Raw genomic sequence first — 20,865 nt, 5'->3', positions numbered from 1 at the left:
AATAAGCGCGCTGTCTCTTTCGTATACGACGGTATGAAACAAGACGGACGCGCCTTCGATGTCATCGGCCAACTCGCGAGCTTGAGACGCTACGCGCGTTCCCTCGTGCGCAATGCCGTTGATGCCGAGGACCTGGTGCATGACGCGTTGGTCAGGGCCTACGAGCGACGCTCGACCTATAAGTCCGGCATGGGCCTGCGGCGCTGGCTGCTGGCCATAGTCCACAACACCCACATCGATCGTGTCCGCTCCGCGATGGCGCGCGGGCGCCGCGATGAGACCATCGCGCTTGAGGTAGACGAGGCCTATCCGGCCCAACAGGAGCTCAACGTGCGCCTCGCGCAGGTGCGGCGGGCCTTCCTGACGCTTCCCGAAGAACAGCGTGAGGCGCTGCATCTCGTTGCGGTCGAGGACCTGAGCTACCAGGAAGCCGCCGACATTCTCGGCATCCCCGTCGGAACGTTGATGTCCCGCGTATCGAGAGCGCGGGCTGCGCTGCGCGAATACGAGAACGGGGCGGCCAAACCCAGCCATCTGCGACTGATCGAAGGAGGCGGCAATGACTGATCTCGAACCTGTCCAGACGACCGATCTCGACTCCTATATCGACAACCAGCTCGATCCAGCCGGTCGCCTGAGGGTGGAAAACTGGCTGGCAAAGAATCCGGATGTCGCAGCGCAGGTCATGGCGGATCTCAGCGTTCGATCGACTTTGAAGCTCGCCATGAGCGCGACGGACGCATCAGGCCGCCCGGAGACCCGTGAAGCGGCGCGACGCCTTTCCGCCGGTCTTGCCACGGCGCGGACACTGCATGTCCTGCGGAAGATTGCGGCGGTCGCACTGTTGTTCTCCGTCGGCTGGTTTGCGCATTCCTCGATGGGGTTCAAGGAGGTCAACGCTTCCGTGCAGCCGCCGGCTTTTGTCGAGGAGGCGGTCCGCGCTCATCACACATCCCGCGTCCGCGCAGCCATGCAGTCGCAGCCGGAGGTGAAGACCTATGATCGCGACGAGATCCGCGCCGCAACGGCAATCACCATGCCGGAGCTGCCGACGGACTGGAAGGTCGTCGATGTCCAGATCTTTCCGTCGGATTTCGGACCGAGCGTTGAGGCAAGCGTCCGGACCCCAGACGGGAGCAACATCTCGGTCTTCGCCGGCAGGCCGGGCTATTTTGCCGTGGAGCCCGTCAAGGATCTGAACCTTTCGAATGCCGGGGCGGCGTGGTGGCAGGTGGGTGAAGTTGCCTACGCCCTCGTCTCAAGCACACCCAATATCGGTCTCGCAGACGAGGCCGAGACCTTGAAGCACTCTTTGTACTAACCCAGCAGGAGACAAGAATGTATCCAAACCAGAACCGCTTCGGCGGCTTCTCGCAAGTATCAGCTGCGGCCTTCGATGAGGGCCTGCGCCAGCATATGCTGCGCGTCTACAACTATATGGGCCTTGGCTTGGTTGTTACCGGCATCGTTGCCTTCATCGTCGGCACGACGCCGGCGCTATATGTGCCGATCTTCTCGTCCCCGTTGAAATGGGCGGTGATGCTTGCGCCGCTGGCATTTGTGTTCTTTTTCTCCTTCAAGATGCAGACGATGTCGGCCTCCGCAGCACAGATGACCTTCTGGGCATTCTGCGCGGTCATGGGCCTGTCGATGGCGTCCGTATTCCTCGTCTTCACCGGCGCCAGCATTGCCCGGACCTTCTTCATTGCCGCGACCATGTTCGGCGCGATGAGCCTGTTCGGCTACACGACGAAGCGCGACCTTTCCAAGATGGGCTCGTTCCTCATCATGGGTCTGATTGGCGTGGTCATCGCCTCGATCGTCAATATCTTCCTCGCCTCCAGCGCGCTTCAGTTCGCGGTGTCGGTGATCGGTATCGTGGTCTTCGTTGGGCTCACGGCTTACGACACACAGAGCATCAAGGAGCAGTACGCCGAAAACTACGACCAGGAATCCCAGCAGAAGCTGGCGGTCTTCGGTGCGCTGTCGCTCTACCTCAACTTCGTCAACATCTTCCAGCTGCTGCTGAACTTCACGGGCCAGCGCGAAGAGTAAGTCTCTGACGACACGAACTTCGGCGGAGATGAGCATTTCTGTCTCCTCCGCCAAAGCGAGATGCCGGGCGCGTCCCTCCTCCCAAGGCCCGGCGTCTCAACCTCCAGAATGCCCCCTAGAAGCACCCAATCCCGCACGTTTGGCACCCTCCGAGATCAAGACGATCACGTTTTCGGGAACCAAATCAGTAGCGACGGCATTGTCAGGGCAGCACAAGGAGGAAGTAACATGGCTTTTGATCCCAACGACAGAAAACTGGAAGACCGTAATCTCGATCCTCGCACCCCTGAGGTTCGCAGCTCGACTCACGTCCGCACAGGCAGCTCGTCCTGGGTTCCGTGGGTAGCAGTTATTGCCGTTCTCTTGGTCGGCGCCTTCGTATGGTCGCAGATGGGCGGCTCTTCGACAGACCCGCAGACCACTTCGTCCACCAGCTCCTCGACCACTGATAGCTCGGCGCCTGCACCGGCTCCGACGACGCCTGCTGCTCCGCCTGCAGGTGACGCAGCCCCGGCTACTCCGCCGGCAGGTGGCGCAGGTGGCACGGGCACCCAGCCGTAAGCTTCTTAACGTTCATGAAAGGCCACTCGCTCACGAGCGAGTGGCTTTTTTCGTTGTGGGACGTTCCTGCATCTTCGACCGGATCGCTGGTTCAACATCCCTCCCCCTTGCGCGAGCGAGAGCCATATTGTGGACCGGCTGGGACGGGGATTGCAGATATTTTAAGTTTGAACTAACCTGACCCCCTAATTTAGGGCGGTTCTATGATTCAACGTCTTTACACTGTCTGGGGTCGCATCGCCTCATGCTGCGGGCTCATCTCAGCAGTCGGCTTCGGCCTTCTGGCTGTTCTCGTGACGCTCGACGTCTTCGTGCGCAATCTCGCGCTGGCCCGCTGGCCGTGGCTGAATGAGATCACCGAATATCTCATCACGATTTCAACCTTCTTCGGCGCCCCATGGGTCCTCCACAAGGCCGGCCACGTCAATGTCGATATCCTCCTGCGCCTTGTGGGCGCGACGGCGGCGCAATGGCTGATGAAGATCTCCTACATCGCCGGCTTCGTCATCTGCCTGCTGCTTCTCTACCAAAGCATTCGCGTCACGCTCGATACCTACGAAGTCGGATCGCTCGTCTTCAAGAACCTGGTTTTTGCAGAATGGTATCTGATGATACCGGTTGTTGCCTGTTTCGGACTTTGTGCCATCGAATTTCTCTTCCGTGCTGCGGGTGAAGGAGAAACCCGATGACCTGGTGGGCAACGCTTCTTCTGCTCGGCGGGACGCTCGCCGTTCTCTTCGCGATCGGTCTTCCGGTCGCCTTCGCCTTCCTCGGCGTCAACCTGCTCGGCGCGTGGATCTTCCTTGGGGGCGAAGTCGGGCTGGAACAGCTCGTGCGCAATGCCGCGGGATCGGTGAACTCCTTCTCGCTCGCGCCAATCCCCCTGTTCATCCTGATGGGTGAACTGCTGTTCCACAGCGGCCTTGCCTACCGCGCCATCGACGCGATCGAGCGCTTGTTGTTCCGCCTGCCGGCAAGGCTCGCCTGCGTTACGGTTGTCGGTGGGACGACGTTCGCGGCCCTTTCCGGATCCTCGATCGCCAATACCGCTCTCCTCGGCGGGACGCTGTCGCAGGAAATGCTGAAGCGCGGTTACTCAACCACGCTGGCACTCGGGCCCGCCATGGCCGTCGGCGGCATCGCCGTACTGATTCCCCCTTCGGCTCTCGCAGTCATGCTCGGGTCGCTCTCCGGCATCTCCATCTCGCAGTTGCTGATCGGGGGCATCCTGCCAGGCATGCTGATGGGTGTTGCATTTCTCGCCTATGTCATCCTGGCTGCCCGCTTTGATCCGTCATGCGCACCGAACGATGTCGACACCAAACAACTGCCGTTCCGCGAACGCGTTGTTCCGTTCTTCCGTGACGTCGTTCCGCTTTTCTTCATCTTCATTGCCGTCATCGGCGGCATGTTGGCGGGCATTGCGACACCGACCGAAGCGGCAGCGCTTGGCGCCACCACGGCACTGCTTGCAACGCTGTTTTACCGCCAGCTCACTTGGTCTTCTTTCGTCAAGTCGATGCTGGAGACCGCCAAGGTCTCGGTCTCGATCCTCTTCATCATCGTCGCCTCTGTGACTTTCTCGCAGATCCTGTCGTTCTCGGGCGCCACCAACGGCTTCCTGACTCTGATCCAGACTGTGGAGCTGTCACCGATCGCGCTGGTCGTGGCCATGCTGCTGATCCTGCTGGTCATGGGCTGTTTTATCGACCAGATTTCCATGATGATGATCACGCTGCCGTTCTTCATGCCCCTGGCGCAAGCCGCTGGCATCGACCTCGTCTGGCTCGGCCTGATGATGCTGGTCGCAATTGAACTCGGCCTACTGACGCCGCCGTTCGGCATCCTGCTGATGGTCATGCAGGGCGTCAGCCGGTCGACACCACTACTGCAGATCTATCGCGCCGCCTTGCCATTCATCATCATCGAGCTGCTTATTCTCGCACTGATGGTTCTGTGGCCGCAGCTTACTCTTTTCCTTCCATCACTCGTGCGTTGACACAACAACAATAGGGGATTCCAATGAAAATCAAATTCACCTCCACGCTTTCGGTGCTCGCCGTCAGCCTCATTGCGCTCGCGGCACCGGCGAAGGCTGATGAAGTCACCCTGCGCGCGATCTCCGCGTTCCAGACTGGCACGGCCTTTGCCAAGCCGTTCGATGAATTCGTCCAGAAAGTCAACGAAGCGGGCAAGGGCCTCGTCAAGATCCAGGTGCTCGGCGGCCCGGAAGCCATGCCGCCCTTCGAAGTGGGCAATGCGCTGCGCGGCAACGTCATCGACCTCGCCAACACCACGGCCGTCTTCCACGCCAACCTCGTCCCGGAAGGTGTCGCGCTGACCATGACCGACCTGAGCATGGCCGAGCTTCGCCAGAACGGCGGTTATGACCTGATGAACCAGATCCACGAGAAGCGTGCTCGCATCCACTGGCTCGGCCGCCTCGCTGAAAAGATCAAGTACCACGTCTACCTGTCCAAGCCCGCCAAGAGCGACAGCTTCGATGGCCTGAAGCTCCGTTCGGTTCCGATCTACCAGGCATTCTTCTCGGCGCTCGGCGCCAACCCGATGCAGATCGCGCCAGGTGAGGTCTTCACCGCACTCGAGCGGGGCACCATTGATGGGTACGGCTGGCCTTCAATCGGCGTGTTCGACCTCGGCTGGCAGGAACAGACCAAGACGCGTGTCGACCCTGGCTTCTACCAGGTTGAGACCGGTGTCTACTTCAGCCTCGCGGCCTGGAACAAGCTGAACGCCGAGCAGAAGGCTGTCTTCGAGAAGGCGATCCTGGCGATGGAAGACGGCTCGAGCCGCTTCGAACAGGATGCCGACGCCGAGCGCAAGCGCCAGGGTGAAGCCGGCATCGAAACCTACAACCTGCCTGAGGCTTCTGCCGCCAAGTTCCTGCAGACGGCACAGGAAGCCGGTTGGGCGCAGGTTCTGAAGGTCAGCCCGCAGGACGGCGCTGCCCTGCAGAAGCTGTTCACTAAGTAAGGTGACAAGAGAAACAGGCGGGTCTGTCGCGGCCTGCCTGTTTCGTTCGCCAGCAACCTGAAGCCATGATTGGCTCAAGTCGTCGCGGCATGCCGCGCCCTCAGAGCGTCATGCCCGGCAGGGGCCAGTTGATAGACGCCCCTCTCCACCTTTTCGAACCAGCCATAATAGTTGTCCCGCAGGATGCCGCCGGCATTCTCCGCCACCTGCTTGAGATCGCGTGGTCTCAGCGGTCCTGCGGCGAGAGCTGCCGCCAATGCCAGCGCCTGCTGCCGATATGCCGTCATCACTGTCACCTTGGTGCTGCCGCCAAGCGCGGGGTCGCCGATGCGCTTGCGATGCTCTCGGATGATCCTGGTACGGCGCTTCGGGTTTGTTCGCGGCATCGGTGAAACGGCGCTGACGAGAACGCTAACCTCGCCCTGATCCGACACGCCCAGCATCCCGAAGCCGAGCCGCCGGCAAAGATCGCGATAGCGCTTGTCTGCCTCTCGCCCCTTTCCCTTCGCCGAAATACGAGCTGCGATCCACACCTCGTCGGAGACCGCCGCCCGGTCGACCGCCTGCAGGATGAGCTCGAGATTGAAGGTCATCTTCAATTCGCAGACCACGACAACAGTCGGGTCACCGTGTTTGGCGCCAACGACATCACAGCCGCCGATCTCTCCCTTCACCTCGTAACCGAAGGTCTCCAGGAATGTTTTCACTGGTTGATAAAGTGACGTTTCCATTCAACTGAACCGATCCGACAAGGGCGTCAGGGCAACAAGCGCGGCGCTAGGCACGCCGGCTCCGGATGAGCGTTCTGGCGGACGTCTGCGGTTTTGCAAGTTGGTCAGCCTCTAGGGTTGCGAACATCCACTCGATGAAGACGCGCACAATGGGGGTTGTGCGCATCGCCGGGCGGCAGGCAACGTAGAAGGAATCATTGGCGGTAACGCTCAGGTCGAAGGGCACGACCAGTTCGCCTCGCGCGATGAGGTTGCTGGCGGTGATCGTGTCGCCGAGCGCGATCCCTTGGCCGTGGACGGCGGCCTCCGTCGAGAAGCGGGCATCGCCCATGAAGTGCTGCTGGCGGCGCGGCAAGTCGATTGCATTGGCGGCCGAAAGCCAGGTGTTCCACTCGCGGCCGTCGTCGTCTCCATGCAGCAGCACATGGTCTTCGAGATCCCGGATCGAGCGCAGCGGGCGGCTGTTGAGGAGTGTTGGGCTCGCAACCGGAAAGAGCTCTAGATTGCTCCAGAGCCGCGTCCAGGCGTCCGGCCAGTTGCCGTCACCATACAGGATGCAGACATCCACATCCGACGAATGGAGATGCGCTGGATCGTTGGACGCCTTGAGCTTCAGCCGCACACCGGGAAACTGATCTGTGAAGGAGTTCAGGCGCGGCACGATCCAGAACGAGAAGAGCGCCGGTACGCAGGTGATGGACAGTTCGCCCGACGTAGCAGGGCGCTTCATCTGTGCCGTGGCCGCAGCGATCTCGCCGAACGCCTGTGTGACAGCCGGCAGAAGTAGCGCGCCTTCGGAGGTGAGCTTCAAGCGCTTTGCGCCGCGCTCAAAGAGCGTGACATCCAGAGCCACCTCCAGCGCCCTGATCTGGTGGCTGATCGCGCCATGCGTCACGCTGAGCTCTCGTGCCGCCGCAGAAACAGACCCGCGGCGGGCGGTTGCCTCAAAAGCACGCAGCGGGTTGAGGGGCGGCAGTCGGCTCGTCACATCTCACTCATCTGTTAGTTTTTCTCACGCGATCCGCTAGAACAATCTCAATTGCTTTTCCACCCCGTCTCGTCGGATAATGATGAAAACAAGGGCGGTAAGCCCTGCGGAACAAAAATTAGGCTGCCTCGGGCAGCCGGGATACAGGTGAGGCAATCATGGCTTTCGACGGCAAGAGGCTCAAGGAACTGCGAGCGAAGTATCTGAACAGCCCCGGCGGCGAGATCTTCGACGAAAAGTTCAAGAAGGTCGGCGAGAAGATCTTCAACAGCGCGGGTACGCGGGTGGCACCTTACGCCGGGCTCCCGACGCTTCTGGACGCGCCTTATCTCGCGGTCGATGCAGAAAACCCGGACTTCCGCGACCTGCAGGTTGCGATGATCGGTATGCCCATGGATCTCGGCGTCACCAACCGCCCCGGTTCGCGCTTCGGACCTCGCGCGCTGCGCGCAATCGAGCGCGTCGGGCCGTACAACCATGTGCTCGAATGTGCACCGACGCACGAACTGCGTGTGGCCGATATCGGTGACGTGCCGTTCCGCAGCCGTTATCGGCTCGAGATGAGCCACGAGGATATCGAAAAGCGCATCAGCCAGATCGTTGAGGGCGGTGTGCTGCCGCTGTCGGTTGGTGGCGACCATTCCATTACTCATCCGATCCTGAAGGCGGTCGGCAAGAAGGCGCCAGTCGGTCTCATCCATATCGATGCCCATTGCGACACCGGTGGCTTCTTCGACGAGACCAAGTTCCATCACGGCGGGCCGATGCGCAACGCCGTGCTCGACGGCGTGCTGGACCCGACCCGGACCATCCAGATCGGCATCCGTGGCCCGGCCGAATATCTGTGGGAGTTCTCCTACGAGTCCGGCATGACGGTGATCCATGCGGAAGAAGTGACCGGCATGGGCATCCCGACGATCATCGAGAAAGCAAAGCAGATCGTCGGTGACGGCCCGACCTATCTCTCCTTCGACATCGACAGCCTCGACCCGAGCTTTGCGCCAGGCACCGGCACACCGGAAGTCGGCGGGCTCACCACACGGGAGGTCCTGGAACTAATCCGCGGCCTCAAGGGCATCAACATCGTCGGCGGTGACGTGGTGGAAGTCGCACCGCAATACGACGCAACAACCAATACGGCGCATGCCGGCGCGCAAATGCTGTTTGAAATCTTGAGCCTGATGGTCTTCAGCCCTTCCGTGAAGGGCTGAAGCCGAAGTAAGACTGCGAACAAGAGTGGGAACTCGCCCGCCGGAACCATCCCCCGGGCAAACAAAAGGAGAAAAAACATGTCCGATCTTTTCAACGGGAAAATCAGCCGCAGAACAGTGCTCGGGGCAGGCCTGGCCGGCGCTTCCATGCTGGCCATGCCGGCGGTACTGCGCGCCCAGGACAAGAGCCTGAAGGTTGGCGTCTACGGCGGCTACTTCAAGGACTCCTTCGAAAAAAACATCTTTGCGGAATTTACCAAGGCGACGGGCATCGCCGTTGAATCGGTTGCCGAGCCGACCGGCGAAGCGTGGCTCGTACAGCTTGAGCAGGCCGCACGCGCCGGCGCTGCCCCGGCCGATGTCTCGATGATGTCGCAGGTCGCCATGCTGAAGGGCCAGTCGACAGATCTCTGGGCGCCGCTCGACATGGCGAAGATCCCGAACTCGAAGAACCTTATCGAGCGCTTCGTCAACAAGTATCCGGATGGCCGCGTTGCGGGCATCGGCGCGGTTTCCTGGTACATCACGCTGGTGTCCAACACCGACGTCTTCAAGGAAGCGCCGACCTCCTGGGCAGACATGTGGGCCGAAGACAAGGCCGACAAGCTTGGTCTGCTGGCACTCGTTTCCAACTCCTTCCTGCTTGAGGTGACAGCAAAGACCTTCATGGGTGGCACCAACGCGCTCGACACCGACGAAGGCATCGTCAAGGCACTGGAAAAGCTCGCCGAACTGAAGCCGAATGTTCGCCTTTGGTACCGCGACGAAGCGCAGTTCGAACAGGCACTGAAGTCGGGCGAAATCCCGATGGGTCAGTATTACCACGACGTCACCGGCCTTGCCGCCGCCGACGGCAACCCGGTCCGCTCGACCTTCCCGAAGGAAGGCGGCATCCAGGACAGCGGTTGCTGGGCGATCTCCCGCGCCTCCAAGAAGACCGAAGAAGCGCATACCTTCATCAACTACATGTGCCAGCCTGAAGTGCAGGCAGTCCTGTCTCGCAAGGTGGGCACCTCGCCGACTGTTCAGCGCAGCCTGCTCGACCTCACCGATGAGGAGTTTGCAGCCGTTTCTTCCGAAATTGAGCCGATCATTCCGCGCTACGACCTCTACCAGACCAAGTCCGACTTCCTGAACCAGAAGTGGACGGAGATGATCGCCGGCTGATCCGAAATCAGCTAAGGTCGGGGTGAGGAACCCCCTCGTCCCGACCTCCGCTAACGCTTGGCCACCTTCTTTCTGAGAGGGAGGCGGAGTGGCGACGGCGCAGCAGCTCACTTCTCCCTTGTGGAGAGGGTGGTCCGCAGCACCGGATGAGGGGGCTGCTTGCTCTGCATTTACGAAAAGCGGCTTTAACCGCGGAGACCGAATGTCCGGACTGAACATCAATCACGTGACGAAGCAGTTCGGCACGTTTACCGCCGTCAACGACGTCAGCCTTTCCGTGCCGGAAGGCACGTTCGTCTGCCTGCTCGGCCCATCCGGCTGCGGCAAGACCACACTGATGCGGATGATCGCCGGCCTCGACCTCCCGACCCAGGGCTCGATCGAGCTTGCAGGTTCCGACATTACCGGTGTGCCGACCCATAAGCGCGAACTCGGCATGGTGTTTCAGTCTCTGGCGCTCTTTCCGCACCTCACCGTTGGCGAGAACATTGCCTACTCCCTGCGGATCCGCGGCGTCGCAAAGGACGTGCAGAAGAAGCGCGTCGAAGAACTCCTCGGCATGATCCATCTGCCGGGTTTTGCCGACCGTTCCGTCAACAAGCTTTCCGGCGGCCAGCGTCAGCGCGTGGCGATTGCCCGTGCACTCGCCATCTCGCCAAAACTTTTCCTGCTCGATGAACCGCTTTCCGCACTCGATGCGAAGCTTCGCGAGGCAATGCAGGTGGAACTGCGCCAGCTCCAGCAGCGGCTTGGTATCACCACCATCGTGGTTACGCATGATCAGCGCGAGGCGATGACCATGGCCGATACGGTCGTGGTGATGAACAAGGGCGAGATTCGCCAGGCCGCACCGCCGGTCGAGATCTACCGCCGCCCCGCCGACAGTTTCGTTGCTGACTTCATCGGCCAGACGAACCTTATTCCCGTCGAAGCCGACAGTGCCGGTCGCGCCGTGATACTCGGACAGACGATCGAAGCATTCTCGATGCCGGCGGGAACCACCAAGGGCGTTCTTTCGGTGCGGCCGGAAGACGTCCAGATTACCGCGCCCGGCAATGGTGCGATTCCCGCAACTGTTACCTTCATCCGCGATCTTGGCGGCGCGATCGAAACCTTTGTGGAGGCAGGCGGCACCCAAGTCATCGCGGTCTCCTCACCGCGGAGCCGGCCTGAAGTCTCGGTTGGCCAGCAGGTCGGCATCCGCCTTGACCCGGCCACCAGTGTGGTGCTGGCGAGATGAGACGCGAGCCGCCGCAGCGATTGGCTGACTACGGGCCGCTTTTCTTCCCGGCGGGCATGCTGACGCTGTTCTTCGTCGTGCCCTTTGCGACGATGATCGCCGTCTCTTTCTTCCAACGCCAGCAGGGCGGCTTCTACACGCCGGACTTCGTGTTCGACAACTACGCCCGCTTCCTGAGCCTGTTCTTCGGAAAGGTTCTCGGCTTCTCGCTGTTCCTGGCTATTGCAGTCGCGATTGCCTGCGTCGTGCTCGGTATTCCCTTCACATACCTGCTGGCCCGCTCGAAACGCCGAATACAAGTGATCTGGCTGGTGGCGCTGCTCTGCATTCTCTCACTCTCCGAGGTGATGATCGGTTTTGCGTGGTCGACGCTCTTCTCGCGCACGGCCGGCCTCACCAACCTCTTGGTCTGGCTTGGGCTGGTGAGCCAGCCGCAGGCGTTGACCCCGAGCTTCGGCGCGGTGATGACAGCCATGACCTACCAGGCGTTCCCCTATACGGTGCTGGTGATTTATCCCGCCCTTGTCCGGCTCGATCCGACGCTGACGGAAGCGGCACGCACGCTTGGCGCCTCGCCGATCAAGGCTTTTTTCACCGTGGTCGTGCCGGCGCTGCGCAACACGATCCTCGCAACGCTGATCATGGTCTTCATCTTCGCGCTGGGATCCTACCTGCTGCCGCAACTTCTCGGGCGACCGCAGCACTGGACGCTCTCGGTGCTCATTACTGACCAGGCGGTCTACCAATCCAACATGCCGTTCGCCGCGGCCATGGCCGTGTTCCTCGTGCTCGTGTCGCTCGCGCTGGTGGGTCTCGCCCTCTACGCCGGCCGGCAGAAGGAGGCGAAATGAACGCTCTGCGCCGTCTGTTCTTCCTCGCTGTCGGGCTTTTCCTGGCGCTCCCGCTGATCGTCGTTGCTGGCGTCTCGGTCAACCAGCGCCAGTCGCTCACCTTCCCGCCGCAGGGTTTTTCGCTGTCCTGGTACGGCCAGATCTTTACCAATCCGGAATGGCGCAATGCCCTCATCGCGTCGCTGACGCTCGCGGCCTCATCCGCGCTACTGGCGCTGCTGATCGCGTTGCCGCTTGCCTGGTTCCTTTGGCGCCGCGTTGCGCCTTGGGCTAACATCTTCCAGCTTCTGGGCGTCGCCCCCTTCACGCTCCCGCCCGTCATCACCGCACTCGGTCTCCTCACCTTCTGGGCGACCACCGGCTTCTACGGCCAGTCCTGGACGGCGGTCGTGAGCCACGGCATCTTCTTCGTGACCCTGCCGCTGGTAACGCTGTCTCTTGGGTTCTCGGCGATCGACCGTTCGCTGGTAGAAGCGGCCGCGACCATGGGCGCCGATGACCGGACTGTGTTCCGCACTGTCGTGCTGCCGCTGATCCTGCCCTATCTGGTTTCCGGCTATGCCTTTGCCTTCGTTCTGTCGCTGAACGAATATATCGTCGCCTACATGACGGTGGGCTTCACCATGGAAACGCTGCCCATCAAGATCTTCAATGCCCTGCGCTATGGTTACACGCCGACCATGGCATCGGTTACGGTGCTGTTCCTGCTTGTCGCAGCCGTCGTCTTTGGCCTGGTCGCGAGGTTCGGTGACCTGCCGAAATTGTTGGGCGCGATGTCGGAAGAGAAGTAGAGGCATGCTCATGAAGATCGCCGGCTACCAGATGCAGCCGATCGTTGGTGATGTTGACGCCAATTTGGCAAAGATTGAAGCGGCGGCTGAGAGGGCGGCCGCAGAGGGTGCGCGACTGCTGATTGCACCGGAACTGGCGCTCACGGGTTATGGCGCGGCCGACCAGTTTCCGGATCTTGCCACACCCGCGCACGGGCCCGTCACCGATCAGCTTTCGGAGGTTGCTGCGAGACACGGCATTGCGATCGTTGCCGGATTTGCGGAAGAAACGCATGACGCGACCTTTAACAGCGCCTTCTTCACCGACGGGAAGGGCCAAACGGCGGTCTACCGCAAATGTAACCTCTATGGTCCCTATGAGCGTGCGTGGTTCCGCCAAGAAGACCGGCGACAGGTTCTGGTCACTCTCGATGACGTCAAAATCGGTTTCCTGATCTGCTACGACGTGGAGTTTCCTGAAAACGTCCGGCATCTTGCAAAGGGTGGTGCCGATCTCGTGGTCGTGCCCACCGCTTTGCCGACGGGTTGGTCGGGACAATTCATCGCCGAGCACATGATCCAGGTGCGCGCCTTCGAGAACCAGGTCTTTGTCGCCTATATCAACCACTGCGGATCAGACGAGCTGTTCGCCTATGCTGGTCTCTCGCGGATCGCGGCGCCGGATGGGAAGCTGGTTGCCAGGGCACCCGCCGAAGGCGAAACGCTGATCTTCGCAGATATCGATCCGTCCGCTTACGCTCAGTCCAGGGCCGAAAACACTTATTTGGCCGATCTCGTTTAGAACGAGATATAACGAGCACCGGATTGGGAAAGACGGAAGGCATGTCCGTTTGGAAGAGGACATAACCACATCGGACACTCCGACGCCGCGGATGTTCAGTTGGGCGCGCAACTCCACGATCTACCGCATCGAGCGAAGGATGCACACGGAGAAGCAGCTCTTCGACGCGATCTCGCGCAAGGCGCGGCAGAAGTTCGAAGGCATCACGGACGCACAGGTCAAGGCGCTTGCAGAATCCGCCGTCAAGTTCGCCTACGACAACGGCGCGCTTGATGATGTAGCCTTTGCCGAGATGGGCACGCGGTCCGGCATGCGCGGTGGGCGGTCAAAACGGGCGATCGCACAGAAGCTCACCCAGAAGGGGATTGCGCGAGACACCGTGGCCGAGGCGGTCGCGGATGCGGACGACCTTTATGCCGCCGTTGTGCTCGCACGCAAACGCGCCTTTGGTCCGTTCCGCAGGCGCGAACTCGACGACAAGATCAAGGCCAAGGAGATGTCCGCCTTCGCGCGTGGCGGCTTCAGCTTCGAGATTGGCAAACGGGTGCTCCAGATGTCGCTCGATGAAGCACAGGAAAGGCTGGCTGAAGGTCCTGCGACCGGCCGCTAGCCACCGTCACCCCTGCTTGCGCGCCGGATCGTCGAGCGCCGGGTTGTAGAACGGCGAAAGGGTGAGGCTGCGGGCGATGCGCTCTGCCGTTGCCATGAACCAAGCCTTGGCTTCCTCGGTCGGCGCAATGTCGGACAAGGTATCGGAGAACAGCGCCAGCCATTTCGGGAAAAGCTCGGGCGACATGCCAGCCACCCCGACATGCGCTTGCACCGGCTTGCCGCCATAAGCCCCGTTGTGGAAGGCGACCGCCGACCAGAAGCTTTTCATCTTCTCCATATGAGCTGGCCAGCGACCGGCGAGCTTGGCATCGAAGACCGGCCCAAGTTCCGGGTGTTCCAGGATGCGCGCGTAGAAGGTCTCCACCAGCCGATCGATGAAGGCCTGGTCGACGCCGATCTTAGCCATCTCTGCTTCGGCGCGCTCGCGTATCCCGGCAACATGCGCGGCTCGTCCTTGTAGATCGCTGTTCACCCTAATCCCGACAACTCCTAGATTTACCAATGAAGGTAATGCATCCAACCCGGCCGTAAAAGCACGACGCGCGGCTTGCGGCTTTATGTCCCCCTCGGCCGTCAGCTGCCATGATCAGCATCAATCGACTTTTCTTGCCCGACGAACGCCCTACCTCATTTGGAAATCTGGAGGATGGCGATGATAATCAGATCCGGCAGTTGCCTGTGTGGGCAGATCCAATACGCAGTGAAAGACGTGCCGCTGCGGATCGGTCTTTGCCATTGCGCCGATTGCCGCAAGGAAAGTGGCTCCAGCTTCGTCACTTTCGGCGTCTGGCCGCGCCATGCCTTCGAAAGCAAGGGCGAGGTGAAGTATTATCAGGGGCGCGGGTTCTGCCCGGAATGCGGCTCGCGCGTCTTCAACGAGAGCGAAGGCGACGAGATCGAGATCCGCGTCGGCTCCCTCGACATGGCTCCGACAGACCTCGAACCATCCTATGAGGTCTGGGCGAAGCGGCGGGAAAACTGGCTGGCACCTCTCGATCTTCCGCAATATGAGGAAGACCGGCCGTAGCCGGCTTTGCGAAATCTCTTGCAGATGCAGCAGATCAGCGGTGGTGAGACGAAGTATGTCCAGGCTCCGGAAGTCATGTCTAAAGAATATTTCCTGTAGCGGGACCGCTTCTGATGCGCTTCGGCTGAAGCTGCAGCAACGGTGGACTTAAGTCGACGGGCGCTCTTCAAAGGAACATGGGCCGGGGGCACCGCGTTGCCTGCGGGTGTATGAACAGGAGAGGATCCCATGAAGAACATCATTCTCGCGTCGGCGATTGCGCTTTCGTCCGTTTTTGCTGCAGCAGGCCCGTCGATGGCGCAGAGCGCCAGCATCACGATCCGCAGCGATGACGGCCCCCGTTACCACCGCGAGCGTGAACGTCCCCGCTTCCACCATCGTGGGCGTGACCGCGTCCGCCACGTTGTACGCCAGCGCGAACGTGACTGCTTCACCAAGAAGGTCCGCACCTACCGCCACGGCGAGATGGTTGTGCGCACGACGCGTGTCTGCCGCTAATCAGGCTATCGACACCATGTCGCCGCTGGATGCCTGACCGGCACCCGGCGGCGAAATCCGTTTAGGCCCGCTCCTCCCAGAGCTTCGCAAGCTCAACGATGGTGTGAACGGCTTTTTCCATGTCCTGGCTGCTGACGAATTCGAGCGGCGAATGGAAGGCATGACCGCCGGCAAAGAGGTTCGGGCACGGCAGTCCCATGAATGACAGCCGCGATCCGTCCGTCCCGCCGCGAATGCTGCCCCGCACCGGCGTCATGCCCGCGCGCCGGATTGCTTCTTCGGCATATTCAACAATCTCCGGATGCTGGTCGAGCACGACCTTCATGTTGCGGTACTGCTCCTTGACGCGCAGCGTGTAGGTGGAGCCCGGGTAGCCGCTGAGCACCTCCTTGACGATTTCCTCCAGCAACGCTGCCTTCGTCTTCAACCCCGCCTCGGTAAAGTCGCGAATGATGAGCGAAAGCTTGGCGCCTTCCATCGTGCCTGAAACATCCGTCGGGTGGATGAAGCCGTCCCGTCCCCGCGTCGTTTCCGGCGCCTGGTCTTTCGGAAGGCGATCGATGATGGCGCCGACGATGCGGATCGCGTTCTCCATCTTGCCGTAAGCAAAGCCTGGGTGGATCGCGACGCCCTGGATGCTGATCTCTGCGCTGTCCGCCGAGAAGGTTTCATCTTCGATCGTGCCCGCCGTTTCGCCGTCGAGCGTATACGCGAAATCGGCGCCGAGCTTCTTCAGGTCGACCTTGTCGACCCCGCGAGCGATCTCCTCGTCGGTGGTGAACAGGATGCGGATCGCGCCGTGCTTTATGTCCGGGTTGTTGATCAGGTATTCGGCGGCCGTGATGATCTCGGCGATGCCGGCCTTGTCGTCTGCGCCCAGCAGCGTGGTGCCATCGGTGGTGATGATGTCATGGCCGATCATCGTGTTGAGGATCGGGTGTTCAGCCGTGCGAATGACCCTGCTCTTGTCACCCACGAGCGGGATGTCGCCGCCGCGGTAATTCCTGACGATCTGCGGCTTTACATTGGTGCCGGAGAAATCAGGCGCGGTGTCCATATGCGCGGAAAAGCAGATGACCGGGACGTTGTTCTTCGTCGTCGTGGCCGGGATGGTCGCGTAGACATAACCGTGCTCATCGAGATGAGCGTCGGTGATGCCGATTTCCTTAAGCTCATCGACAAGCAGTTCGCCCAGCTTGCGCTGCTTCATCGTTGAAGGCTGGGTCAGCGATTTGGCATCGGATTGAGTATCGATCACAACATAGCGGAGAAAACGGTCGGTAACGCTGTCGGTCATGGCAAAGGACTCGTTCGTTGAAGATACGGCTCCGTTGTAGCGGTCGAACGGCGGGAGGTGAATGCCAAACCTGCGGGAGTTCACTCCGGTCGCCGCTTCATCTTCAGCTTCCATTAAGCGTCGCAGGTGCATGTTTACCTACGTCCGGCCAATGACAGGCCGCGCCATCCGGGGCGTTTCCAAATGAAGAAACTTGTAGCATCCGCCATCATCCTTGCAGTCACCTGCGCCACCGCCGTGGTTGCGCCGACAAGCTCTGCCTTTGCAGAATACCGGCACTGGCACCGCCACGGACCGCCACCACCACCGCCGCGCCGTCATCGCCATGACAATGGTGCCGCCATTGCCGGTGGGCTAGCAGCCGGTGTCATCGGCGGCTTGATCGGCGGTGCGCTCGCCAACAGTGCCGAGCCGCGCTACTACGTGGATGAACCGCCACCGCCGCGTTGCTGGTATGAGGACAGGCGCGTGCGGAATGCCTATAACGGCGGCTGGCACCTGGAAAGCGTGCGCGTCTGCCGCTAATCCCATCGCCTACGGTTGAAGAGCGCATCTTTGCGCAAGATATATGTGTCTCATGCTCCTTCCCGAGCCCGAGACACTTTTTTCTTCCGGAGGTCGCCGATGAGCTTCCGCCCGCCACAGTCGCTGTCGCAGCCAGGCTTTGCCAATACCGGCTTCAATGTCCTTGAATACGAGATGCAGGTCGAACGGGCTGCGGCTCTCGCGCGACAGGGCATCAAGGTCGAGGAGGCGCTTGCTGCCTTGCGGGCAAACGATGCGAGGGCACCCGATGACGATCTCCTATATCACGCGGCCGATGCGGTTTGGGCGCTTTTCATCCAGCGGGAGATGTGCGGCATGCGGAACAACCGGGACATCATCAAGCGCTATGATATCCCGAAAGAAGTTCTTGCGCGCGTCGGCATGGTGCGCAAATAACATCTCCTGACCCGCCTGCAGAAAATCGACAACATTCAGGATGCGAAATGACCAAGCCTGTCATCGGCGTTATCGGCAACTCGTTCATCGTCGAGGATCGGTTTGCCGCCCAATTGGTAGGTGAGCGGAACCTGCAGGCCATTGCTGAGGTGACGGACGCGCTGCCGATGATGTTCGCGGGCAATCCGAAGATCACCGATATCGACAGCCTGCTTTCAGTTGTCGACGGGATCCTGCTCACTGGCGCACGCGCGAATGTGCATCCGCGCTACTTCAAGATGGAGCCGGATGTCAGCCACGAGCCCTATGACGAGAACCGTGACTCGCTTGCCTTGCCGCTGATCGATGCCTGCGTCGAACGCGGCATTCCGGTTTTCGGCATCTGCCGTGGCTTCCAGGAGATGAACGTTGCAGCGGGAGGCTCGCTGCATCCAGAAATCCGCACCCTTCCCGGCCGGATGAACCATCGCATGCCGCGTCTGGAGACGGGCGAAATCCATCCGGATCCCGCCGTTGTTTTCGCGGACCGGCACGAGGTGCAGCTTCTTCCCGATGGAGTCTTCGCGAAATTGCTCGGCAAGGACACCATTCGCGTCAATTCCCTGCATGGCCAGGGCATCCTGCAGCTTGGCGAACGCATCATTGCCGAAGGTGTTGCTGAAGACGGGACGATTGAGGCGATCCGCTTCAAGGAAGCACCGGGTTTTGCGCTGGGTGTCCAGTGGCATGCCGAGTATGACCCGCAGACGAACCCTATCAACCGGGCGCTGTTCCAGGCTTTCGGGGAAGCTGTCAGAGCGCGTAAGACGCAACAGGCTTGAAAAGAAAGGCACCTTCCGGATCTACCGGAAGATGCCCTTGAGGTGGATCAGCACCTAAGCTGATCAATGGGCAGGCCGGCTGCCGCCGCCTTTTCTTTCCGATTCATGCGTGTGGTGGCTGTCCTTCTCGCCGCCACCACCGGAGACGCGGCTTCTCGAACGGTTATCCGAGTCATCGGACGCAGGCTTCTTGAGATCGAGTGGAGCCTTCGCATTCTCGTGGCTGGACCCGGGCCCACCCTGGCGGATGCTCGCCGGTGTTTTCTGTGATGTCGACATAACTTCGCTCCTCAACGGTCCTGTTGGTAGCCCTGGTGGGTCGTGTTCACCTTGCTGTTGCCCTGCTGGCCGCGCTTGTCCGGGTCGCTCGCCGCATCACTATGGGCGCGCTTGACATCCGAATGCGTCTGTTCGCCTGTGCCTTTGTGGCTCAGGTTCTCCGAAGGTGTCGGGGGAAGTTTGCTACTCATGAGGGCCTCCATTGGCTGGCTTCCTGTTTGTCTAACAGCTTGCGCTAAAACAGGTTCCAATCTTGACAGGCAGCCGGGAACTGGCTGCGCGCGTGCAACGTTCCGCCCTCAAGTTCAGTGGAGGACCTCATGGCGGATATACTCGACCAACTAGCCGATGCGCTTCACCAGGCCGAACTGCCGAGCGAGCGCAAGTGGTGGCATACCTCGACTGTCTACCAAATCTACCCACGCAGCTTTGCCGATAGCGACGGAGACGGCATCGGCGACATCCCCGGCATCACTGCTAAGCTTCCGTATCTCAAGAACCTCGGCGTCGACGTGCTCTGGCTATCACCGATCTACAAGTCGCCGATGGACGACAACGGCTACGATATTTCGGACTATCAGGACATCGCGCCTGAGTTCGGGACGCTGGGTGATTTCGATGACCTCGTGACGGAGGCGCGCGACATGGGCATCGGCATCGTGCTCGACCTCGTGGTCAACCACACCTCTGACGAGCATCCATGGTTTCTGGGAAGCCGCAAGAGCAAGGACAATCCGCTCCGCGACTTCTATATCTGGCGCAAGCCCGCTCCCGATGGAGGGCCGCCGAACGACCTCAAGTCGTCATTTGGAGGCCCTGCCTGGACGCTCGACGCGGAAACCGGGGAATATTACCTGCACCTCTTCTCGCGCCGCCAGCCAGACCTCAACTGGGAAAACCCGCAGGTGCGGCAGCGCATCTATGACATGATGAACTGGTGGCTCGATAGAGGCATTGCCGGGTTCCGCATGGACGTCATCGATTACATCGGCAAGCAGGTGGATCAGGGCATCGTCCATGACGGCCCGCACCTGCACGACTACCTGAAGGAGATGAACGAGAAGACCTTTGGTCGGCGCGACATCCTGACGGTGGGCGAAGCCTGGAGCGCGACGCCAGGCTCCGCCCTGCTCTATTCCGGCCGCGACCGGCATGAGCTTTCGATGGTCTTCCAGTTCGAGCACGTTACGCAGCAGTGGGATGAGACCTACGGGAAATGGCGCTCGAAGCCATTCGACCTGGTCAAGCTGAAGTCCGTGCTCAGCAAGTGGCAATATGCCTTGGCTGACGATGGCTGGAACTCGCTGTTCTGGGGAAACCACGATCTGCCGCGCGCCGTCTCACGATATGGCGATGCCACTGGCTACCGCAGGGAATCCGCCAAGATGCTGGCGACCGTGCTGCACCTGATGAAGGGTACGCCTTTCATCTACCAGGGCGAGGAGATCGGAATGACCAACGTGCCGTTCAATGACATCGCTCAATACCGCGATATCGAGACGCTCAACATGCATCGCCTGCACCTCGAGGCTGGGCTGTCCCCCGACGAGTTCATCAAGGGGGCGAACGAGAACGCCCGCGACAATGCGCGGACGCCCATGCAATGGAGCAACGCCCCTAATGGCGGGTTTTCAACGAGCGTGCCGTGGATCGAGGTCAATCCGAACTTCGAGACCGTGAATGCGGAAGCGGAGATGATGGACGAGGATTCGATCTGGAACCACTACCGCAGGCTCATCGCTCTCCGAAAAAGGCACCCGATCATCGTCTACGGTGAGTACCAGTCCTGGCTCGACCAGCACCCGGACGTGTTTGTCTACACACGAACGCTGGATGGCGAGCGACTGGTGGTCGTCGCCAACTTCAAGCCCAACGAAGTCAGGCTCGACCTTCCGCATGAACTCGCATGCGAAGGCGAATGCCTGATCACCAACTACGAGGTTGTGCCGAGCCTGCGGGAGACGGTGGCGCTGAAGCCATACGAAGCCTTCGCGATCAAGTCGCCCATCAACGCATAAC

Annotated in this window: 26 protein-coding genes; 20 read left to right on the top strand and 6 right to left on the bottom strand. The window is 60.7% G+C overall.

The features are described 5' to 3' along the window. Positions 1-33 precede the first annotated feature (33 nt). The 7 genes from CYG48_RS20515 (at position 34) to dctP (ending at position 5,610) form a co-directional block, all read left to right on the top strand. The gene (locus tag CYG48_RS20515; protein ID WP_118852489.1) at positions 34-567 is read left to right on the top strand and encodes a sigma-70 family RNA polymerase sigma factor; all 534 of its coding nucleotides are present in this window, start codon (positions 34-36) and stop codon (positions 565-567) included. Next, positions 560-1,321: an anti-sigma factor family protein gene (locus tag CYG48_RS20510; RefSeq protein ID WP_118852486.1), complete on the top strand. Its 762-nt coding sequence runs from the start codon at positions 560-562 to the stop codon at positions 1,319-1,321. The genes CYG48_RS20515 and CYG48_RS20510 overlap by 8 nt, the downstream gene beginning before the upstream one ends. A 17-nt stretch (positions 1,322-1,338) precedes the next feature. Then, entirely contained in the window at positions 1,339-2,055 is a 717-nt protein-coding gene (locus tag CYG48_RS20505) for a Bax inhibitor-1/YccA family protein (protein ID WP_118852484.1), read from the top strand. Between the two features lie 228 nt (positions 2,056-2,283). After that, a complete protein-coding gene (locus CYG48_RS20500) occupies positions 2,284-2,616 on the top strand; it encodes a hypothetical protein (protein ID WP_118852482.1) in 333 nt (110 codons plus the stop codon). A 203-nt stretch (positions 2,617-2,819) separates the two neighbouring features. Beyond that, a complete protein-coding gene (locus CYG48_RS20495; protein WP_118852480.1) occupies positions 2,820-3,305 on the top strand; it encodes a TRAP transporter small permease in 486 nt (161 codons plus the stop codon). Beyond that, the gene (locus CYG48_RS20490; RefSeq protein WP_118852478.1) at positions 3,302-4,615 is read left to right on the top strand and encodes a TRAP transporter large permease; all 1,314 of its coding nucleotides are present in this window, start codon (positions 3,302-3,304) and stop codon (positions 4,613-4,615) included. Before CYG48_RS20495 ends, CYG48_RS20490 begins: the two co-directional genes overlap by 4 nt. Positions 4,616-4,638: 23 nt before the next feature. Beyond that, positions 4,639-5,610 (top strand): TRAP transporter substrate-binding protein DctP, encoded by a 972-nt coding sequence (dctP, locus tag CYG48_RS20485; protein ID WP_118852476.1) that lies wholly within the window; start codon positions 4,639-4,641, stop codon positions 5,608-5,610. A gap of 74 nt (positions 5,611-5,684) precedes the next feature. On the opposite strand, the gene CYG48_RS20480 is transcribed toward dctP, so the two are convergent. After that, complete coding sequence (locus CYG48_RS20480; protein WP_118852474.1) at positions 5,685-6,341, bottom strand: DUF2161 domain-containing phosphodiesterase; 657 nt, start codon at positions 6,339-6,341, stop codon at positions 5,685-5,687. Positions 6,342-6,387: 46 nt separating this feature from the next. After that, positions 6,388-7,329, bottom strand: a complete 942-nt coding sequence (gene gcvA / locus CYG48_RS20475; RefSeq protein WP_118852472.1) for a transcriptional regulator GcvA — start codon at positions 7,327-7,329, stop codon at positions 6,388-6,390. 158 nt (positions 7,330-7,487) lie between these two features. On the opposite strand from gcvA, the gene speB reads away from it, so the two are divergent. From speB to recX, 7 genes are all read left to right on the top strand, one after another. After that, positions 7,488-8,540, top strand: coding sequence for an agmatinase (gene speB / locus CYG48_RS20470; RefSeq protein WP_118852470.1), 1,053 nt, complete (start codon positions 7,488-7,490; stop codon positions 8,538-8,540). 78 nt (positions 8,541-8,618) lie between these two features. Next, positions 8,619-9,707: an ABC transporter substrate-binding protein gene (locus CYG48_RS20465; protein ID WP_118852468.1), complete on the top strand. Its 1,089-nt coding sequence runs from the start codon at positions 8,619-8,621 to the stop codon at positions 9,705-9,707. Positions 9,708-9,909: 202 nt separating this feature from the next. Beyond that, entirely contained in the window at positions 9,910-10,947 is a 1,038-nt protein-coding gene (locus tag CYG48_RS20460; protein WP_118852466.1) for an ABC transporter ATP-binding protein, read from the top strand. Beyond that, the gene (locus CYG48_RS20455; RefSeq protein WP_118852464.1) at positions 10,944-11,798 is read left to right on the top strand and encodes an ABC transporter permease; all 855 of its coding nucleotides are present in this window, start codon (positions 10,944-10,946) and stop codon (positions 11,796-11,798) included. The genes CYG48_RS20460 and CYG48_RS20455 overlap by 4 nt, the downstream gene beginning before the upstream one ends. Then, a complete protein-coding gene (locus CYG48_RS20450) occupies positions 11,795-12,589 on the top strand; it encodes an ABC transporter permease (protein WP_118852462.1) in 795 nt (264 codons plus the stop codon). Before CYG48_RS20455 ends, CYG48_RS20450 begins: the two co-directional genes overlap by 4 nt. A gap of 10 nt (positions 12,590-12,599) precedes the next feature. After that, positions 12,600-13,370, top strand: coding sequence for a carbon-nitrogen hydrolase family protein (locus tag CYG48_RS20445; RefSeq protein ID WP_118852876.1), 771 nt, complete (start codon positions 12,600-12,602; stop codon positions 13,368-13,370). A gap of 49 nt (positions 13,371-13,419) precedes the next feature. Further along, positions 13,420-13,980: a recombination regulator RecX gene (recX, locus tag CYG48_RS20440; RefSeq protein ID WP_118852460.1), complete on the top strand. Its 561-nt coding sequence runs from the start codon at positions 13,420-13,422 to the stop codon at positions 13,978-13,980. 6 nt (positions 13,981-13,986) lie between these two features. Here the strand turns inward: recX and CYG48_RS20435 are convergent, their stop codons facing one another. Then, positions 13,987-14,454 (bottom strand): group III truncated hemoglobin, encoded by a 468-nt coding sequence (locus CYG48_RS20435; RefSeq protein WP_118852458.1) that lies wholly within the window; start codon positions 14,452-14,454, stop codon positions 13,987-13,989. 180 nt (positions 14,455-14,634) lie between these two features. Between CYG48_RS20435 and CYG48_RS20430 the strand changes: the two genes are divergently transcribed. Further along, a complete protein-coding gene (locus tag CYG48_RS20430; protein WP_118852456.1) occupies positions 14,635-15,009 on the top strand; it encodes a GFA family protein in 375 nt (124 codons plus the stop codon). Between the two features lie 228 nt (positions 15,010-15,237). Further along, entirely contained in the window at positions 15,238-15,507 is a 270-nt protein-coding gene (locus CYG48_RS20425; RefSeq protein ID WP_118852453.1) for a hypothetical protein, read from the top strand. Positions 15,508-15,568: 61 nt separating this feature from the next. Here CYG48_RS20425 and pepT read toward each other — a convergent pair whose 3' ends face one another. Then, a complete protein-coding gene (gene pepT, locus CYG48_RS20420; protein WP_118852875.1) occupies positions 15,569-16,804 on the bottom strand; it encodes a peptidase T in 1,236 nt (411 codons plus the stop codon). Positions 16,805-16,987: 183 nt separating this feature from the next. Between pepT and CYG48_RS20415 the strand changes: the two genes are divergently transcribed. The 3 genes from CYG48_RS20415 to CYG48_RS20405 all read left to right on the top strand — a co-directional run bounded on the left by CYG48_RS20415 (position 16,988) and on the right by CYG48_RS20405 (position 18,567). After that, positions 16,988-17,329, top strand: a complete 342-nt coding sequence (locus CYG48_RS20415) for a hypothetical protein (protein WP_118852451.1) — start codon at positions 16,988-16,990, stop codon at positions 17,327-17,329. Positions 17,330-17,428: 99 nt separating this feature from the next. Next, entirely contained in the window at positions 17,429-17,746 is a 318-nt protein-coding gene (locus CYG48_RS20410; RefSeq protein ID WP_118852449.1) for a DUF6665 family protein, read from the top strand. A 47-nt stretch (positions 17,747-17,793) separates the two neighbouring features. Beyond that, positions 17,794-18,567, top strand: a complete 774-nt coding sequence (locus tag CYG48_RS20405) for a gamma-glutamyl-gamma-aminobutyrate hydrolase family protein (protein WP_118852447.1) — start codon at positions 17,794-17,796, stop codon at positions 18,565-18,567. A 63-nt stretch (positions 18,568-18,630) separates the two neighbouring features. Here the strand turns inward: CYG48_RS20405 and CYG48_RS20400 are convergent, their stop codons facing one another. After that, a complete protein-coding gene (locus CYG48_RS20400; protein ID WP_118852445.1) occupies positions 18,631-18,846 on the bottom strand; it encodes a hypothetical protein in 216 nt (71 codons plus the stop codon). 11 nt (positions 18,847-18,857) lie between these two features. Continuing rightward, complete coding sequence (locus CYG48_RS20395; protein WP_118852874.1) at positions 18,858-19,037, bottom strand: hypothetical protein; 180 nt, start codon at positions 19,035-19,037, stop codon at positions 18,858-18,860. A gap of 129 nt (positions 19,038-19,166) precedes the next feature. Between CYG48_RS20395 and CYG48_RS20390 the strand changes: the two genes are divergently transcribed. Beyond that, positions 19,167-20,864 carry a glycoside hydrolase family 13 protein gene (locus CYG48_RS20390; RefSeq protein ID WP_118852443.1) on the top strand — a complete coding sequence of 566 codons (1,698 nt, stop codon included), beginning with the start codon at positions 19,167-19,169 and terminating at the stop codon, positions 20,862-20,864. Position 20,865 lies beyond the last annotated feature (1 nt).

This window comes from Neorhizobium sp. SOG26, assembly GCF_003491345.1.
In the GTDB taxonomy this organism is placed as follows: Bacteria; Pseudomonadota; Alphaproteobacteria; order Rhizobiales; family Rhizobiaceae; genus Neorhizobium; species Neorhizobium turbinariae.
Note: the sequence above shows the minus strand (reverse complement) of the source record. Positions and strands in the feature narration are given on the sequence as shown.

What these genes read in the sequence shown, in the direction of transcription:
- CYG48_RS20515 (WP_118852489.1), top strand. Translation starts at nt 34, where the DNA reads ATGAAACAAGACGGACGCGCCTTCGATGTCATCGGCCAACTCGCGAGC.
- CYG48_RS20510 (WP_118852486.1), top strand. Translation starts at nt 560, where the DNA reads ATGACTGATCTCGAACCTGTCCAGACGACCGATCTCGACTCCTATATC.
- CYG48_RS20505 (WP_118852484.1), top strand. Translation starts at nt 1,339, where the DNA reads ATGTATCCAAACCAGAACCGCTTCGGCGGCTTCTCGCAAGTATCAGCT.
- CYG48_RS20500 (WP_118852482.1), top strand. Translation starts at nt 2,284, where the DNA reads ATGGCTTTTGATCCCAACGACAGAAAACTGGAAGACCGTAATCTCGAT.
- CYG48_RS20495 (WP_118852480.1), top strand. Translation starts at nt 2,820, where the DNA reads ATGATTCAACGTCTTTACACTGTCTGGGGTCGCATCGCCTCATGCTGC.
- CYG48_RS20490 (WP_118852478.1), top strand. Translation starts at nt 3,302, where the DNA reads ATGACCTGGTGGGCAACGCTTCTTCTGCTCGGCGGGACGCTCGCCGTT.
- dctP (WP_118852476.1), top strand. Translation starts at nt 4,639, where the DNA reads ATGAAAATCAAATTCACCTCCACGCTTTCGGTGCTCGCCGTCAGCCTC.
- CYG48_RS20480 (WP_118852474.1), bottom strand. Translation starts at nt 6,341, where the DNA reads ATGGAAACGTCACTTTATCAACCAGTGAAAACATTCCTGGAGACCTTC.
- speB (WP_118852470.1), top strand. Translation starts at nt 7,488, where the DNA reads ATGGCTTTCGACGGCAAGAGGCTCAAGGAACTGCGAGCGAAGTATCTG.
- CYG48_RS20465 (WP_118852468.1), top strand. Translation starts at nt 8,619, where the DNA reads ATGTCCGATCTTTTCAACGGGAAAATCAGCCGCAGAACAGTGCTCGGG.
- CYG48_RS20460 (WP_118852466.1), top strand. Translation starts at nt 9,910, where the DNA reads ATGTCCGGACTGAACATCAATCACGTGACGAAGCAGTTCGGCACGTTT.
- CYG48_RS20455 (WP_118852464.1), top strand. Translation starts at nt 10,944, where the DNA reads ATGAGACGCGAGCCGCCGCAGCGATTGGCTGACTACGGGCCGCTTTTC.
- CYG48_RS20450 (WP_118852462.1), top strand. Translation starts at nt 11,795, where the DNA reads ATGAACGCTCTGCGCCGTCTGTTCTTCCTCGCTGTCGGGCTTTTCCTG.
- CYG48_RS20445 (WP_118852876.1), top strand. Translation starts at nt 12,600, where the DNA reads ATGAAGATCGCCGGCTACCAGATGCAGCCGATCGTTGGTGATGTTGAC.
- CYG48_RS20430 (WP_118852456.1), top strand. Translation starts at nt 14,635, where the DNA reads ATGATAATCAGATCCGGCAGTTGCCTGTGTGGGCAGATCCAATACGCA.
- CYG48_RS20425 (WP_118852453.1), top strand. Translation starts at nt 15,238, where the DNA reads ATGAAGAACATCATTCTCGCGTCGGCGATTGCGCTTTCGTCCGTTTTT.
- pepT (WP_118852875.1), bottom strand. Translation starts at nt 16,804, where the DNA reads ATGACCGACAGCGTTACCGACCGTTTTCTCCGCTATGTTGTGATCGAT.
- CYG48_RS20415 (WP_118852451.1), top strand. Translation starts at nt 16,988, where the DNA reads ATGAAGAAACTTGTAGCATCCGCCATCATCCTTGCAGTCACCTGCGCC.
- CYG48_RS20410 (WP_118852449.1), top strand. Translation starts at nt 17,429, where the DNA reads ATGAGCTTCCGCCCGCCACAGTCGCTGTCGCAGCCAGGCTTTGCCAAT.
- CYG48_RS20405 (WP_118852447.1), top strand. Translation starts at nt 17,794, where the DNA reads ATGACCAAGCCTGTCATCGGCGTTATCGGCAACTCGTTCATCGTCGAG.
- CYG48_RS20400 (WP_118852445.1), bottom strand. Translation starts at nt 18,846, where the DNA reads ATGTCGACATCACAGAAAACACCGGCGAGCATCCGCCAGGGTGGGCCC.
- CYG48_RS20395 (WP_118852874.1), bottom strand. Translation starts at nt 19,037, where the DNA reads ATGAGTAGCAAACTTCCCCCGACACCTTCGGAGAACCTGAGCCACAAA.
- CYG48_RS20390 (WP_118852443.1), top strand. Translation starts at nt 19,167, where the DNA reads ATGGCGGATATACTCGACCAACTAGCCGATGCGCTTCACCAGGCCGAA.